The sequence below is a fragment of the Caulobacter sp. ErkDOM-E genome (assembly GCF_048541895.1).
In the GTDB taxonomy this organism is placed as follows: Bacteria; Pseudomonadota; Alphaproteobacteria; order Caulobacterales; family Caulobacteraceae; genus Caulobacter.
This window is the reverse complement of record NZ_CP183331.1, coordinates 2821499-2836146: the sequence shown is the minus strand read 5'-3', so window position 1 is coordinate 2836146 and position 14648 is coordinate 2821499. Positions and strand designations below refer to the sequence as shown.

Here is a 14648-nt window from a genome sequence, read left to right as displayed (position 1 = left end):
CATGATCCGCGCGCGTCGTTCCCGCATCGTCGCCACCATTGGCCCGGCCTCGAGTTCGCCGGAGATGATCATCACCCTGGCCAGAGCTGGGGCGGACGTGTTCCGTCTGAACTTCAGCCATGGCGCGCATGAGACCCATGCCGCCGTCTATGCCGCGATCCGCGCGGCCGAGCCCATTGTCGGTCGGCCGCTGGGTATTCTGGCCGACCTGCAGGGACCCAAGCTGCGCGTCGGCAAGTTCGCCAACGGGCCGGTGCAGCTGAAGGCCGGCCAGGCGTTCCGTTTCGACGACGACGCTACGCCCGGCGACGAGACGCGCGTTTGCCTGCCGCATCCGGAAATTCTGGTGGCTATGCGCCCTGGCGCGACCCTGCTGCTGGACGACGGAAAGCTGCGGATGACGGTCACCGACGCCGGGCCTGGCTATGCCAACACCAAGGTGGTCAACGGCGGCAAGCTGTCGGAGCGCAAGGGCGTGGCGGTGCCGGATGTCGTCATCCCGATGTCGCCCCTGACGCCGAAGGACCGCGAGGATCTGGCTTTCGCCCTGCGTCTGGGTGTCGACTGGGTCGCCCTGTCGTTTGTGCAGGCTCCGGAAGACATGGCCGAATTGCGCCGCATCGTCGAAGGTCGCGCCGCCGTGCTGGCCAAGATCGAGAAGCCCCAGGCGCTGGAATGCCTCGGCGCGATCATGGACCTCTGTGACGGCGTGATGGTCGCGCGGGGCGACCTTGGCGTCGAGATGGCGCCCGAAGAGGTGCCGGTCGCCCAGAAAATCATCCTGCGGGCGGCGCGCGAGCGCGGCATCCCGGTGATCGTCGCCACCCAGATGCTGGAATCCATGACCAGTTCGCCGACGCCCACGCGGGCCGAGGCGTCGGATGTCGCCAATGCGGTTTACGAGGGCGCGGATGCGGTCATGCTGTCGGCCGAGTCCGCCGCCGGCGACTATCCTGAGGAATCCGTCTCGATGATGAACCGCATCATTGAGCGGGTTGAGCGCGATCCGCGCTGGCCTGAGCTGATGCAGGCCGAGCAGCCGCATCAGGACGACGACGCGGATGTTCTGGTGGTTGCCGCCGCGGGCGCCGCCAAGGCCGGCTCGACCAAGTGCCTGGTGGCGTTCACCACGACCGGCGCCACGGCCCGTCGTCTGGCGCGCGAGCGCCCGCTTCAGCCGGTTCTGGCCTTGTCGCCCGAGATCAACGCCGTGCGCCGCATGACGCTGGTCTGGGGCGTTGAGCCGCGCGTCAGCGCCCAGCCTGACAGCCTTGAGGTCGTCACCACTGACGCGGCCAGCCGAGCGCTGGAACTGGGACTGGTGGCGCCGGGAGAGCGCCTGTTGATCGTGGCGGGCACGCCTTTCGGCGCTCCGGGTGCAGCCAATCTGCTGCGGCTGGCCCACGCGCCAATGCCGATCCGCAAGCGCTAGCGTATCTCTAACCTAGGGGCGTTCTCTCAGGCGCTGATCGCCTTGCCGAGCCGCGTCATAGCATTCTCACGCCATGGCTCTCAGCCGAGCATCGCTCCGCTGTGCCGATCAATGAAATGCGGCCTTGGAGAGGGCCGCCCATCCCCTGTTCAGGGGATGGGCGGGTAAGGTCAAAAGCCTTGAAGGCGTGCGTAACGGTCGCGATGGAACGCCGCGCCGCCAAACAGCGCTTCAGCCACGCGGGCGCGCTTCATGTAGAGTCCGGAATCGTGGGCGTCGGTCATGCCGATCCCGCCATGCATCTGGACCATCTCGTTGGAGGCCAGATGCAGCACTTCGCAGGCCTTGGCCTTGGCGAGCGAGGCCAGGGCGCGGGTGTCGCCGCCGGCATCAAAGGCTTCGAGTGCAGCCTCGACGCATGAACGGGTGGTCTCAAGGTCGGTAAACAGCTTGGCCGCCCGATGTTGCAACGCCTGGAATGTGCCGATGACCTGTCCGAACTGGGTGCGGGTCTTCAGGTAGTCCAGGGTGATGTCGAAGGCGGCGTTGGCGGTGCCCAGCATTTCGGCGGCGATGCCGGCATAGGCGCGATCCAGGGTCGGCTCAAGCACCGCCCAGCCCTTGTCGACTTGGCCCAGCACAGCGTCAGCGCCGACTGACACGTCCTTGAACGTGATCTGCGCCGCGCCGCGCGAGTCCGCCAGGGCCAGGTGCGTTCGGGTCACACCGGCCGCGTCGCCGGGCACGAGGAACAGGGTCAGGCCGTCGGTGTCGCCAGGCTTGCCGCCGGTGCGCGCCACGACGATCAGCAAGTCAGCGGCTTCGCCGTCGATCACGAAGGTCTTGGAGCCGTTGAGGACAAAGCCATCGCCCGCCTTGGTCGCCGCCAGCGCGGTGCGGGCGGGGGCGTGGTGAGAGGTCTCGTCCACGGCCAGGGTGGCGACCGCTTCGCCCAAGGCGATCTTGTCGAGCCAGGCAGTTTTCTGGACGTCGGTTCCCGCCAGGTTCAGGGCCGAGGCGGCGATCAGGGCTGTGGAGAGCAGGGGAGAGGCCACCAGGTTGCGCCCGGTCTCTTCCAGCACCAGACCCAGACCCAGATAGCCGAAGGCCGAGCCGTTGTGCTCTTCGGGAACGATCACCCCGGCCCAGCCCATCTGGCCCATTTCGGACCAGGCGGCGGGGTCGAAGCTTTGGCCCGATTTGCTGTCTCGCAGTTTGCGCAGGGCGCCGACAGGCGCGCTGTCAGTGGTCCAGCCCTTGGCCGCGTCGCGCAGCATGGTCTGTTCTTCGGTCAGGACGGCCATGTCAGGCGTGCTCCCTCGATTGATGATGGACGGCCCATTCCAGGGCCTGTTCTAGACGGTCGTTGCCCCAGAAGAGCTCGCCGTCGGCGGTGACGAAACTTGGCGCGCCGAACACGCCCAGGCGGCGGGCTTCGGCGACGTGATCCTTGAGGCGAGCCTTGACCGGATCGCTCGCGGCGGCGGCCAGAGCATGCTCGGGCCCCGCGCCCACCGCCGCGATCAGCGGGGCGAGAACGGCGGGGTCGCTGATGTCCTGATCGTCGACGAAATTGGCCTGATAGACCGCCTGGCTGAAGGCTGGCGTCCAGCCGTCCTCCAGTCCGACGATGGCGACACGCGCCGCCAGCATGCCGTTGCGCGGAAACTGGCTGGGACGGACCAGTGGCAGACCTTCCCTGTCGCAGACCCGCTGCAGGTCGCGCCACATATAGGCGCCCTTGACCGGGAAGCTGTTGAAGGGGCTGTCGGTCAGGCCCTGCTGCTCGTGAAGCAGCGGTCCAATCAGCAGAGGCCGCCAGGCGACAGCCACCCCCGCCTCGGCGGCCAGTCGCTCGATGCGCATGGCCGCCGGGTAGGAGTAGGTCGAGGCGAACTCGTACCAGAAGGTCAGCATCGGCTACTGGTGATCCAGCAGGCCGAGCACGCGCTTGGCGACGACGTTGAGGTTCACTTCGCTGGTGCCCCCCTCGATCGAATTGCCCTTCGAGCGCAGCATGCCGCGCGTGACGGTCAATTCGTCCTTGCTGAAGCCTTCGCCCTCCCAGCCCAGGCCCTGCAGGCCCATGGCCTCGACCATCAGCTCGTAGCGCTCCTGGTTCATCTTGGCGGCGGCGTATTTGATGATCGAGACGGCGGCGCTGGGGCCGTTGCCGGTCTTGGATTCCTGCTCGGCGCGACGCACCGTGAGGGCGAACGCGTGGGCGTCCATCCGGTGGGCGGCGATGCGCGCCCGCAGGTCGCCGTCAGCCAGACGACCGGTCTCGTCGACGCCGATCTCCTTCTTGGCCACGTCGACCAGGTCCAGACCGCCGCCGCCGCCAAAGCCACTGGCCGAGATGTTCTGGCGTTCGTACTGCAGCAGCCGCTTGGCGATGTCCCAGCCGCCGTTGAGCTTGCCGACCAGCTGGTCCTTGGGAACCTTCACATTGTCGAAGAAGGTCTCGCAGAAGGGCGAGGAGCCGCTGATCAGCTTGATCGGGCGCGGATCGACGCCCGGCGTGGTCATGTCGAACAGCACGAACGAGATGCCTTCGTGCTTCTTGGTGGTGTCGGTCCGCACCAGGCAGAAGATCCAGTCGGCCTGATCGGCATAGCTGGTCCAGACCTTCTGACCGTTGATCAGATAGTGGTCGCCCTTGTCTTCGCACTTGGTCTGCAGGGCTGCGAGGTCGGAGCCCGCGCCGGGTTCGGAATAGCCCTGGCACCAGCGGGTCTCGCCGCGCACGATTCCGGGGATGAACTTCTTCTTCTGTTCCTCGGTGGCGTATTCCAGCAGCACCGGGCCCAGCATCCAGACACCGAAGCTCATCAGGGCCGGGCGCGCCTTGATGCGGCGCAGTTCCTGTTCCAGCACCTTGTTCTGGGCCTTGGAGAGACCGCCGCCGCCGTATTCGGTGGGCCACATCGGCGCGGTCCAGCCGCGTTCGGCCATGCGATCCAGCCAGAGTTTGGCGTCGGGGTTCTTCCAGACCATCTTGCGACCGCCCCACGGGGCGTCGTCCTCACCCATCGGCGCATGCAGCGACGGCGGGTAGTTGGCTTCCAGCCAGGCGCGGGTCTCGGCCCGGAAGGCGTCGAGTTCGGTTGCACCGAAGTCGGCCATGGTCGTCTCTCCCTTGGGATCGTCATCTTTCGGCGTGTCTGGCACGCCGCGCGTCACCAGACTACGCGACCGCGCGCGCCGGGCAAGCCGATTCAAACGATCGTTTATCGCAAGGCGGGCGACCGCGTCACATGTTCCGGCGTATACGAGGGTCACGTGGGGTCCCGTAGGGGATTCGCCGATCCGGGTTCTTGATGTCAGCGCCTGAATTCAGACCGGCGGCCCTGGCGATGGCGCCGACTCTCTCGGCCATCCTCGCCGTCTCGGCCGGGGTTATGCTGTTGACCTCCGGCGCGACGCCGTCCGAGCCGACGCGCTTTGCACTTCTTCTCGCGTTCGCGCCTGACCTGCTGATCGAGATCAGCCACTTCGTCTCGTCGATCCTGGGTCTTGTCTTGCTGCTGCTGGCCTTTGGCCTGCGGTCGCGCCTCGACGGCGCGTGGTGGGCTGCGGTCATCACCCTGGCCGCAGCGGCGGTTCTGGCCATTTTCAAGGGCCTGAACTGGGAAGAGACAGCGCTTCTGACGCTGTGTTGCCTGCTCATCCTGCCGTTCCATGAAGCGTTCCCGCGCAAGGCGGCGCTGTTCCGGATGGAGATCACGCCGGGCTGGCTATTGTCGGCGGCCGCAGCCCTGGGCGGCGCGGCCTTCTGCGGCTGGTGGATCTTCACCCACACCGAATATGCCGACAAGTCGTGGATGCGCCTGATGGGCGACCAGGACGCCGCCCGGGCCCTGCGCTCGTCGGTGGCCGCCGGCATCGTGCTGCTGGCCATCGGTGTGTGGCGGTTGATCGCGACCCCGGCCATGCCGCCTGTCGTCGATGACACCGATCCCGAATTCGACCGGGTTCGCGCCATTCTCGCCAAGGCCGAGGACGCAGAGCCCGGGTCAAATCTGGCGCTGCTGGGGGACAAGCGGTTCCTGTTCTCAGCCTCGGGCGAAAGCTTTCTGATGTTCGGCGTACGCCGTCGCTCCTGGATCGCCCTTGGCCCGCCCGTCGGCCGCCGCGATGAGCGGATGGAGCTGTTCTGGCGCTTCCGGGAACTGGCCGACGCCCATGCGGCGCGCGCAGGCTTCTATGCCTTGGGTCCTGACGACCTGCCTGACACCATTGATCTGGGTCTGGCTATCCAGAAGACAGGGGAAAGCGCCGCCGTGCCGCTGGCGGCATTCTCCCTAGTGGGCCGCCGCCGCGAGGTTCTGCGTCGCAACTGGCGCAAGGCGGGCGAGGGCGGGGCGGCTTTTGAGGTCCTCCCGGCTGGCGAGGCACCGATGGAGGAGTTGAAGACGATTTCGGACGCCTGGCTCGGCCATCACGCTGGTGGCGAGAAGGGTTTCTCCATGGGCGGATTCGATCCGCGCTATGTGGCCGAGTTCCCAGTGGCTCTGGTTCGCTCGGAGGGCAAGATTGTCGCGTTCGCCACATTGTGGACGACAGCGCACAAGTCCGCCTTCTCCATGGACCTGATGCGCTATTCCGACGAAGCGCCCAAGAACGTGATGGACTATCTGTTCGTCGAACTCCTGCAGTGGGGCCGCGACGAAGGTTATCTGGCCTTTGAGTTCGGCATGGCGCCTCTGGCGGGGCTGGAGGACCGTCCGCTGGCGCCGATCATGTCGCGCGTGGGTCGCCTGCTCTATGAGCGCGGAGAAGAGATCTACAATTTCCAAGGCGTGCGCCGATACAAGGACAAGTACGACCCCGTCTGGCAGCCGCGCTATATTGCCGCGCCGCAAAAGTGGGCGATCCCTTTTCTGCTGGCCGACATCGGTCTGTTGTCTTCGGGCGGTGTCAGCGGTCTGACCAAGCGACCAAAGCGGCCCGCGACCTAATAGCGCGTCTGGTTGCCTGTTTGCATGCCCAGGAGGTTCAGAAGGTGGACCAGCAGCAGCATCATCGCCACCACGCAGACCATCATCAGCGGGCGCCAAGGCATCATGCGCGGGCCCTTCAAGATATTGGCCGGGCGCGCGCCACGCCATCCGCAGACCACGGCGAGGATCAGCAGCACAGCCAGGGCGGCGACGGTAAATGGCAGGTCCATGCGCCTTCCATGCCCTGCGACAATCAGCCTGGCAAATGGTTAACCCGCGTTAACCCCCTTGCTTTTTAACCAAGGTAAAGATGGTTAAAGCTGCGTCCCGATTCCTCCACTTGTGAATCGTAAACCTACTAGATTTAGCTATTTGGTCGCGTTTACACCCCAGGAATCGGTGACTAGCGTTGGTCCCCAAGTGCGGGGAGAACGATTCGTATGACGGCCGCAGCGCCATGGAGCGTAAAGGGGATAGACCCCAAGGCACGTGAGGTCGCAAAGGACCTTGCGCGTCGCTCCGGCATGACGTTGGGCGAGTGGCTCAACCGCATGATTATCGAGGGTGAAGGACAGGGCGACGCCGCTGCTGTCGACGCCTTTGTCGGCGGTGCGCAGGACCGTTCCGCCAAGCCTTATCTCCACATCGCGACGGACGGCGACACGCCGCCGCGTATCGAGATCGCCGAACACCCCGCCGACGAAGTCGGTCGCGTCGCCGTTGCGCTCGATCGTCTGACGGACCGCATCGAAGCCGCAGAAGGACGTTCGGCCGCCGCCATCAATGGCATCGATCAGTCGGTGCGCGGCGCGCTCAGCCGTCTGGCCCTGTCCGAACGTGAGCAGATCGCCGTCGCCGCCCGTTTCGAGGGCGCGGTCGATGACATCAAGACCGAGCAGGCCCGTTCGACCGAACGCCTGCGCCGGATGGAAGCCGAGGCGGTCGGACCGCGTTCCGCCGAGGCGCTGCGGGCGCTCGAAGGTGCGCTCGGCAAGGTCGCCGGACATCTCTATGAAGGCGAAGCGCGCACACGCGAAGCCATCTCCGCCCTGGAAGCCCGCCTCGACGCCCAACCGGCCGCCGCGACCAACGACCCGTCATCCGTCGTCGAGGAAGTTGTCGCGCGTCTGGGTCAACGCCTGGAAGCCGCCGAGACCCGCACCGCAGAAGCCTTGCGCGAACTGGGCTCATCCTTCTCCGCCCTGGACGGCCGACTTCAGGCTGTCGAGGGCGCGAACCCGACCTCGGGCGTCCAGGAGCGTCTCGACCAGCTGGCCGGCGACCTGACAAGGCGCATGGAGGCCGCGCGGCTCGAAATGGCGACCAAGCTGGGTGACAGCGCTGATGGTCGCTTCGATCGCATGGACAAGAAGCTCGGCGAGATGGCCGCTCACGTCCAGGCCGCCGAGCAGCGCTCGGCCAGGGCCATCGAGCGCATGGGCCGCGAAGTGGTCGGCGTCGCCGACGCCTTCAATCGTCGGGTCCAGGCGGCAGAGAGCCGCAACGCCGCCGCCATCGAACAGGTCGGCGGCGAGGTGGCCCGCATCGCTGCGACCGTCGAGCACAAGCTGAACCGCGCCGACAGCGTCCAGGCCCAGGCTCTGGAAAAGCTCGGCACGGAAATCGCCCGCATCACCGAGAAGCTCGCGGAGCGTATCGGCAACGCTGAACGCCGCAACGCTCTGGCCATCGACGATGTCGGCGAACAGGTCACTCGCGTGACCGACCGGCTCAATCAGCGCCACGAGCGTTCGTCGCAGGAACTGATCGACCGGATCCGCCAGAGCGAAGAGCGCACTGCGCGCATGCTCGATGAAGCGCGCGAGAAGATCGACACCCGCCTCAGCGACGCCCAGCGCAAGCTGGCCGAGACGCCGGTCCAGGCCGCCGCTATCGCGCCCGCGCCTGTCGTTCGCGCCCCGGCGGTCTCGCCGTTCGCGACCAGCAGCTACTCCTTCGGTGGCGAGCCTGCCGTGGACGAGGACGTGTTCAACGCACCCCCGCCCGTGGCGCGCGCCCCTGTGTTCGAAGTCGCCGCCTTCCCGGCGGTCGATCCCGAGCCACCCAGCTTCGACGACGAGGACTATGAGGCCGCTGACGGCTTTGCCGGTCAGGAGCCCTCCGAAGCCGTTGAACGCGTCGCGCCAGCGTCTGACTTTGGGACCTTCTCCGCGCCCGAGTCCGCCGATCCATCGCGTCCGCTGTCCACCCGCGAAGTGATTGAGCAGGCCCGGGCCGCCGCTCGCGCTGCAGCCGTCGCTGACGTCAAGGCCAAGAAAGACAAGCCGGCCAAGGACAAGCCTGCCCGAACCTCGCTGTTCGCGGGCTTTGGGTCCAAGGCCTCGATCAAGGCGCCCAAGCGCCGGGTCGGCTCCACGGTCGCCACCGCTCTGATGGTGTTCGGCGTCGCTGGCGCCATGGGTGCGGGTGTGGCGGGCCTGTTGCTGCCCGATCGTGGTACGGGCCAGGTTCCTGATCGCGTTGCCGAGTCCATCGCCGGCCGCAAGTCCGAGGTCGAGATCCGCACGGCGGAAGCCGATACGACGCCCGGCATGCCCCGCGCCGCCGTGGCGTTGTCGCCTCAACTGATCACCCCGACCGCGACCGCCGCCACCCCGCCGCCGCCCGCGCCGCCGCAGGAGAACGCCCAGGCGCTGTTTGACGAGGGCGTCCGCAAGATCGAGGCGAAGGATCGCTCCGGCGTCGAGATCATGCGAAAGGCCGCCAATCTCGGCCTGCCGCGCGCCCAGTTCTATCTCGGCAAGATGTACGAGATGGGCGAGGGCGGCGTGAAGAAGGACCTCGTCGAGGCTCGCCGCTGGACTGAACGCGCCGCCACTGCCGGCGACCCGCGCGCCATGCACAACCTGGCCCTGTTCTATTTCAAGGGCGACGGCGGGGCCAAGAACTCCACCACGGCCGCCAGCTGGTTCCGCAAGGCCGCCGATCAGGGTCTGGTCGATAGCCAGTTCAATCTGGCGCAGCTTTACGAAGGCGGTTGGGGTGTCAGTCAGAACCCCGCCGAGGCCTACAAGTGGTACGTGATTGCCGGCCGGGCCGGGGACTCTACCTCCAAGGCTCGCGCCACGGCTCTGCGTCCGCAACTGACCGCCGAGGCCCAGCGCACGGCCGACCGTTCGGCCATGGCCTTCCGCGCCCAGACCAGCAACGCCTCGGTGGCGACCAGCACCGCCACGGCGCCGGCCTCGGCCGGGCTTGGCACGGCTCAGCGCGTGCTATCACAGCTGGGCTATTATCAGGGGCCGCGCGACGGTGTGGCGTCACCCGCCCTGCGCATGGCGATCGCTGCCTATCAGCGCGACCAGGGCCTGCCGTCGTCGGGCGCGCTGGACGGCGAAACCCTGAACCGGCTTTCGGTCTACACGCGCTGACCTGCGCGACGGGACCCTCATTGCGTGGACGCTTGAATCCATTCGGCAAATATCGTCCGTGGACCTCTAGGCGCGTGTGAGTATAGTCGCGCCCGGGGTATGGGAGGTCGCGGGGGCGGCCTTCCGGAGGAGTTGATTCATGAGCGAGCCAGTGGCGGATCGCGTACCGGCGCCGCCGGCGGTGTGGGTGTTCGGGCTCGCGACCCTCATACCCTTTTTCGTGGCCTCCGGCCTCTTCTGCTATGGCCCTCCCGGGGCGCAGAGGGGCGCGCTGATTTCCTTGCTCGCCTATTCCACCGCCATGGTCTCTTATTTTGGCGGCGTGCGAACGGGGCTCGAGATTGAAAACCCCAGTCCGAGATGGCTGGTTCTGGGTCTCTCGCTGCTGTTTCCGCTTGCTGGCTTCGGTCTTCTGCTCGGCGAGCTTCGCTTCGAGCCGGCCTGGCAATTGTCGGGCTTCCTGCTGGTCTTCCTGCTGCAATGGGTCTGGGACGTGACCGACCATGATGGGCCGGCCTGGCGACCCAGGATGCGCACCCTGCTGACCTCCGGCGCGGCCATCTCGCTGGCCTTCGCCCTTGAGCAGGCCCTTCACATGTAGTCCCTAGTCGGGCCGCAGGGAGCGCGGTCCGATCGCGTGAACTTTCTGCTTCCCCAGGGCGGCCGCCAGGACAGGGCCGCCGAACAGGCCTGAAAAGGCCCGATCCAGGACGTTCAGCCCGCCCGTATAGGCGCCAAAGGCCGGCAGGATCAGCCTCGAGCCGTCGGTCACGAAGCAGCGCCGCCTCACACTGCTTCGGCCGCTCGACACCTTGGCCGCTGGATGCAGGTGACCGGCCACTTCACCCGGCTGCAGGCCGCCTCGAGGTTCGTGTCGCAGAACCAGACCCAGGATCAAGGCTTCATCGACAACCTCCCCGGGCAGGGCGCGCGGACCCTCCTCATCGTGATTGCCCACGGCCCAGACCAGGTCCCGCCCGCGCGCCAGGCTGCGCAACCGCTCGGCGTCATCGGCCGCCAGACGGCCTTCGGCCTGGCCGTCATGGAAGCTGTCGCCCAGGAAGATCAGGCGAGCGGGCGAAAGCGCGGCGATCTCGCGATCCAGTCGATCCAGCGTCTCGCGGGTGTCGTACGGGGGCAGCATCTGCCCAAAGCGGGCGGCATAGCTGCTGCCCTTCTCGAAATGCAGGTCCGCCACTACCAGGGTGCGTTCGGTTTCCAGCCACAGCGCGCCAGAGCCGCGCAGCATCACGCTGGCGCCGGCCAGTTCGATGCGCAGCCCGCCACAGGCGCTGGCTTCAAACCGCGTCAAGCCATGGCCTCTGCGATCAGGTCTTCCTCGGCCTCGGCCAGGATCATCTCGTCAGCCGCATCCCCGGGCGCGCGCTCGCGTCCGATCTCCAGCATCAGCGGTACGGCGAAGGGCGAGACGCGATCCAGTCTGACATTGCGGATGTTTCCTTTCACCCGCGCCAGCATGTCGCCCAGACGGGCCACGTCCAGCAGGCCGGTGGCGGCGTCCTGCCGCGCGCAGCGCAGCAGCAGGTGGTCGGGCTGGTGGCGACGCAGGACGTCGTAGATCAGGTCGGTCGAGAACGTCACCTGCCGGCCGGACTTCTCCTCGCCAGGATAGCGACGCTCGATCAGGCCGGCGATCAGCGCGCAGGCCTTGAAGGACCGCTTCATCATGAAGCTTTCCTCCAGCCAGGCCTCCAGATCGTCGCCCAGCATGTCCTGGTCGAACAGGTCGTCGAGATCCAGATCGTCCATCGGCTTCAGCGACCAGATGTTCAGGGCGTAATCGTTGCAGACGAAGCCCAGCGGCCCGACGCCCAGCCGATCCAGCCGCCGCGTCAGCAGCATGGCCAGTGTCGTGTGGGCTATGCGCCCGTCGAAAGGATAGCAGACCATGTGGAACCGCTTCCCGCGCGGGAAGGTCTCCAGCAGCATCTCGTGCTCGCCCGGCAGGGCTGAGCGCACCTTCTGCCACGCCAGCCATTCCTGGACGTCCGGGGGCAGGGCGGTCCACTCGCGCTCGTCGTGCATCATCGTGCGGACGCGGCTGGCGAGGTAGGTTGAAAGGGGGAACTTCGAGCCGCCCCAGCTGGGCATCTTGGGATCGTCGTTCGGGGCGGGGCTGACGAAGGCATCGGCGCCCACGATGGCGTTGAACCGCCAGACCTGTCCGGCGAAGACGAAGGTGTCGCCGGGCGTCAGTTGCTCGAAATAGCCTTCCTCTGCCTCGCCGATCTTGCGGCCGCCGACCGGCTTTCGCCCCCCGCCGACCCGGACATTGACCGTGGCCGCCGTGACGATCGTGCCCACGTTCATGCGGTGGCGCTGCACGGTCTGGGCGTTGCGAGCGCGCCAGAGACCGTCCTGGCCCTGCACGATGCGGCGGAACTTGTCGTAGGTCTTGAGGGCGTAGCCGCCGGTCGAGACAAAATCGACGACGGTCTCGAAGTCTTCCCACGAGAGGGCGGCATATGGGCCCGCCGTGCGGATCTCGTCGTGTAGCGCCACCAGATCGAAGGGCTCCGAACAGGCGCACCCCATCACGTGCTGGGCCAGAACGTCGAGGGCGCCGATCCGCTCGGGCTCGCCGTCCAGGTGGTTTTCCAGGATGGCGTCGGCGGCGGCGCGGCATTCCAGCATCTCGAAACGGCTGGCCGGCACGAAGATCGCGCGGCTGGGTTCGTCCAGGCGGTGGTTGGCCCGGCCGATCCGCTGGACCATGCGCGAGGCGCCCTTGGGCGCGGCCAGCTGGATGACCAGGTCCACGTCGCCCCAGTCGATGCCCATGTCCAGGGTCGAGGTGCAGACTACGGCCCGAAGTTCGCCCCGGGCCATGGCGGCCTCGACCTTGCGCCGCTGCTCGGCCGACAGGCTGCCGTGATGCAGGGCGATGGGCAGGCCCTCGTCATTCAGCTCCCACAGCTTCTGAAAGGCGAACTCGGCCTGGAAGCGGGTGTTGACGAAGACGAGCGCGGTCTTCGAGCTCTTGATGATCTCATAGACCTCGGCCATCGCATGTTCGGCAGTGTGGCCCGCCCACGGCACGCGGCCGCCCGAGACCAACACCTCGACGACGGGTTGGGCGCCGCCAGAGCCGAGCACGAGGTCTACGCTGTCCTCGCCGCCGGGACCCAGCCATCGTCGCACCAGCCCTGGATCATCGACCGTCGCCGACAGGCCCACCCGTCGCAGGTTCGGCGCGAACTGCTGCAGGCGCGCCAGATGCAGCGCCAGCAGGTCGCCGCGTTTGGAGGGCCAGATGGCGTGGGCCTCGTCGATGATCACGCAGGACAGGTCGGCGAAATACTCGCGCGCGCCTTCCCAGGCGCAGAACAGGGCCAACTGCTCGGGAGTGGTCAGCAGGATGTCCGGCGGCCTGATCCTCTGGCGGGCCTTGCGGCTTTCACCGGTGTCGCCTGTGCGGCTCTCGGCGACGATCTTGAGGCCCATTTCGCGGATGGGCGTCATCAGGTTGCGTTCGACGTCAACCGCCAAGGCCTTGAGCGGCGAGATGTAAAGGGTGTGAACTCCGGCCGGTGTATTGCGCGGAGCCCGTTCGGACAGTTCGATCAGGCTGGGCAGGAAGCCCGCGAGGGTCTTGCCGCCGCCGGTCGGGGCGATCAGCAGGGCGCTTTTGCCCTCACGCGCCTTGGCCAGCATCTCCAACTGATGAGCACGCGCGGTCCAGCCACGCGCGGCGAACCAGTCCTGGAAGCGGGGAGGGAGGGCGGCGGCCGCTGACATTGCTCGCCGATATAGCATGTTCCCGTTCCGTTTCCAGACGGCGCACACACAGCGCGGCGCAACTCGCCTGTCAGGCTGCAAAGCTTGACGCCCGCCGCCTGGCGGCAACAATCGCGGGCGTTGTCTGGGGTGGTCATGATTTCGAAGGCGCTCGTGGTCCTGTTGGGACTGGTTGCCCTGGGAGGCGCAACGCACGCCCAGGCGCGCCAGGTCACAGCGCCGCCTGCCGTCGCGCCTGTCGCCGATCCGGCCCTCACCGCCTTGCTGAAGCGCGCCCAGGGGGGCGACACGACGGCCTATGTGGATCTGGCGTTCGAGTATCTCGACGAGGACTCTGCGCACTTCGACGTCCAGGCGGCCCAGCACTGGCTCGCCCAGGGCGTGGCGGCTGGGGCGCCCGAGGCCATGATCGAGTTGGGCAATCTCTATTTCGACGGTGAGCAGGTTGCGCAGGATCGCCGCAAGGCCTTGGGCTTCTACAAACAGGCCGCCGCCCTGGGCGATCTGGACGGGCTCTACAATGTCGGCATCGTCCATGAGGGCGGCGGCGGCATAGAGGAGAACCTGGCCGAGGCCCTGCGCTGGTATCGACGGGCGGCCGATGGGGGCTCGGAGATCGGCATGTTCCAGGTGGCCAACGCCTATCATCATGGACGTGGCGTGCGCGCCGACATGGGCCGGGCCGTCTTCTGGCTCAACAAGGCGGTGGCGGCGGGATCGTCGGCCGCCATGAACGACCTGGGCGCGCTCTATTCCGATGGCGACGGCGTGCCCCAGGACGAGGCCGAGGCGCTGAAGCTGTTCACCGCCGCCGCGCGCAACGGCTCGGCCATCGCCATGGCCAATGTCGCGGTGATGCACCACAACGGCGAAGGCGTGCCGGTCGACTATGTCGAGGCGATCCGTTGGTATCAGCTGGCGGCGGACCATGGCTATCTGCCGGCCTACTATCGACTGGGCGCGATGTGCGAGGCGGGCGAAGGCGTGCGATTCGATCTGGAAACCGCCTTGAGCATGTATCGCCGGGCGGCCGAGAGCGACGATCCCGTCGTGCGTCAGCAGGCCCAGAAGGCCATCGACCGGCTCGAACGCGGCGACGACGAAGACCCGCGCGTGGTGTGA

General features: G+C 67.1%; 11 protein-coding genes. 5 read left to right on the top strand and 6 right to left on the bottom strand.

Annotated features, from left to right (window positions below):
* Window position 1 precedes the first annotated feature (1 nt).
* Window positions 2-1432, top strand: coding sequence for a pyruvate kinase (gene pyk / locus ACN2C7_RS13970; protein WP_419317574.1), 1431 nt, complete (start codon window positions 2-4; stop codon window positions 1430-1432).
* Between the two features lie 170 nt (window positions 1433-1602).
* Here the strand turns inward: pyk and ACN2C7_RS13965 are convergent, their stop codons facing one another.
* Genes ACN2C7_RS13965 through ACN2C7_RS13955 form a run of 3 tightly spaced genes read right to left on the bottom strand, consistent with a single transcriptional unit; the run spans window position 1603 to window position 4558 of the window.
* Window positions 1603-2736, bottom strand: a complete 1134-nt coding sequence (locus tag ACN2C7_RS13965) for an acyl-CoA dehydrogenase family protein (RefSeq protein ID WP_419317573.1) — start codon at window positions 2734-2736, stop codon at window positions 1603-1605.
* 1 nt (window position 2737) lies between these two features.
* A complete protein-coding gene (locus ACN2C7_RS13960) occupies window positions 2738-3349 on the bottom strand; it encodes a 2-hydroxychromene-2-carboxylate isomerase (protein WP_419317572.1) in 612 nt (203 codons plus the stop codon).
* A 3-nt stretch (window positions 3350-3352) separates the two neighbouring features.
* On the bottom strand, window positions 3353-4558 hold the full coding sequence (locus ACN2C7_RS13955) for an acyl-CoA dehydrogenase family protein (RefSeq protein WP_419317571.1): 1206 nt from the start codon (window positions 4556-4558) through the stop codon (window positions 3353-3355).
* Window positions 4559-4752: 194 nt separating this feature from the next.
* On the opposite strand from ACN2C7_RS13955, the gene ACN2C7_RS13950 reads away from it, so the two are divergent.
* Window positions 4753-6393 carry a phosphatidylglycerol lysyltransferase domain-containing protein gene (locus tag ACN2C7_RS13950; RefSeq protein ID WP_419317570.1) on the top strand — a complete coding sequence of 547 codons (1641 nt, stop codon included), beginning with the start codon at window positions 4753-4755 and terminating at the stop codon, window positions 6391-6393.
* On the opposite strand, the gene ACN2C7_RS13945 is transcribed toward ACN2C7_RS13950, so the two are convergent.
* Window positions 6390-6605 carry a hypothetical protein gene (locus ACN2C7_RS13945; RefSeq protein WP_419317569.1) on the bottom strand — a complete coding sequence of 72 codons (216 nt, stop codon included), beginning with the start codon at window positions 6603-6605 and terminating at the stop codon, window positions 6390-6392. The two genes, ACN2C7_RS13950 and ACN2C7_RS13945, sit on opposite strands and share 4 nt — an antisense overlap.
* Window positions 6606-6815: 210 nt before the next feature.
* Between ACN2C7_RS13945 and ACN2C7_RS13940 the strand changes: the two genes are divergently transcribed.
* Together ACN2C7_RS13940 and ACN2C7_RS13935 are read left to right on the top strand one after the other, a co-directional pair.
* Window positions 6816-9767 carry a peptidoglycan-binding protein gene (locus ACN2C7_RS13940; protein ID WP_419317568.1) on the top strand — a complete coding sequence of 984 codons (2952 nt, stop codon included), beginning with the start codon at window positions 6816-6818 and terminating at the stop codon, window positions 9765-9767.
* Window positions 9768-9906: 139 nt separating this feature from the next.
* Window positions 9907-10368, top strand: coding sequence for a DUF3429 domain-containing protein (locus tag ACN2C7_RS13935; protein WP_419317567.1), 462 nt, complete (start codon window positions 9907-9909; stop codon window positions 10366-10368).
* Window positions 10369-10371: 3 nt separating this feature from the next.
* Here the strand turns inward: ACN2C7_RS13935 and pdeM are convergent, their stop codons facing one another.
* On the bottom strand, window positions 10372-11079 hold the full coding sequence (gene pdeM / locus ACN2C7_RS13930; protein WP_419317566.1) for a ligase-associated DNA damage response endonuclease PdeM: 708 nt from the start codon (window positions 11077-11079) through the stop codon (window positions 10372-10374).
* Window positions 11076-13526, bottom strand: a complete 2451-nt coding sequence (locus ACN2C7_RS13925; RefSeq protein WP_419317565.1) for a ligase-associated DNA damage response DEXH box helicase — start codon at window positions 13524-13526, stop codon at window positions 11076-11078. Before ACN2C7_RS13925 ends, pdeM begins: the two co-directional genes overlap by 4 nt.
* Window positions 13527-13661: 135 nt before the next feature.
* On the opposite strand from ACN2C7_RS13925, the gene ACN2C7_RS13920 reads away from it, so the two are divergent.
* Window positions 13662-14648, top strand: a complete 987-nt coding sequence (locus ACN2C7_RS13920) for a tetratricopeptide repeat protein (protein WP_419317564.1) — start codon at window positions 13662-13664, stop codon at window positions 14646-14648.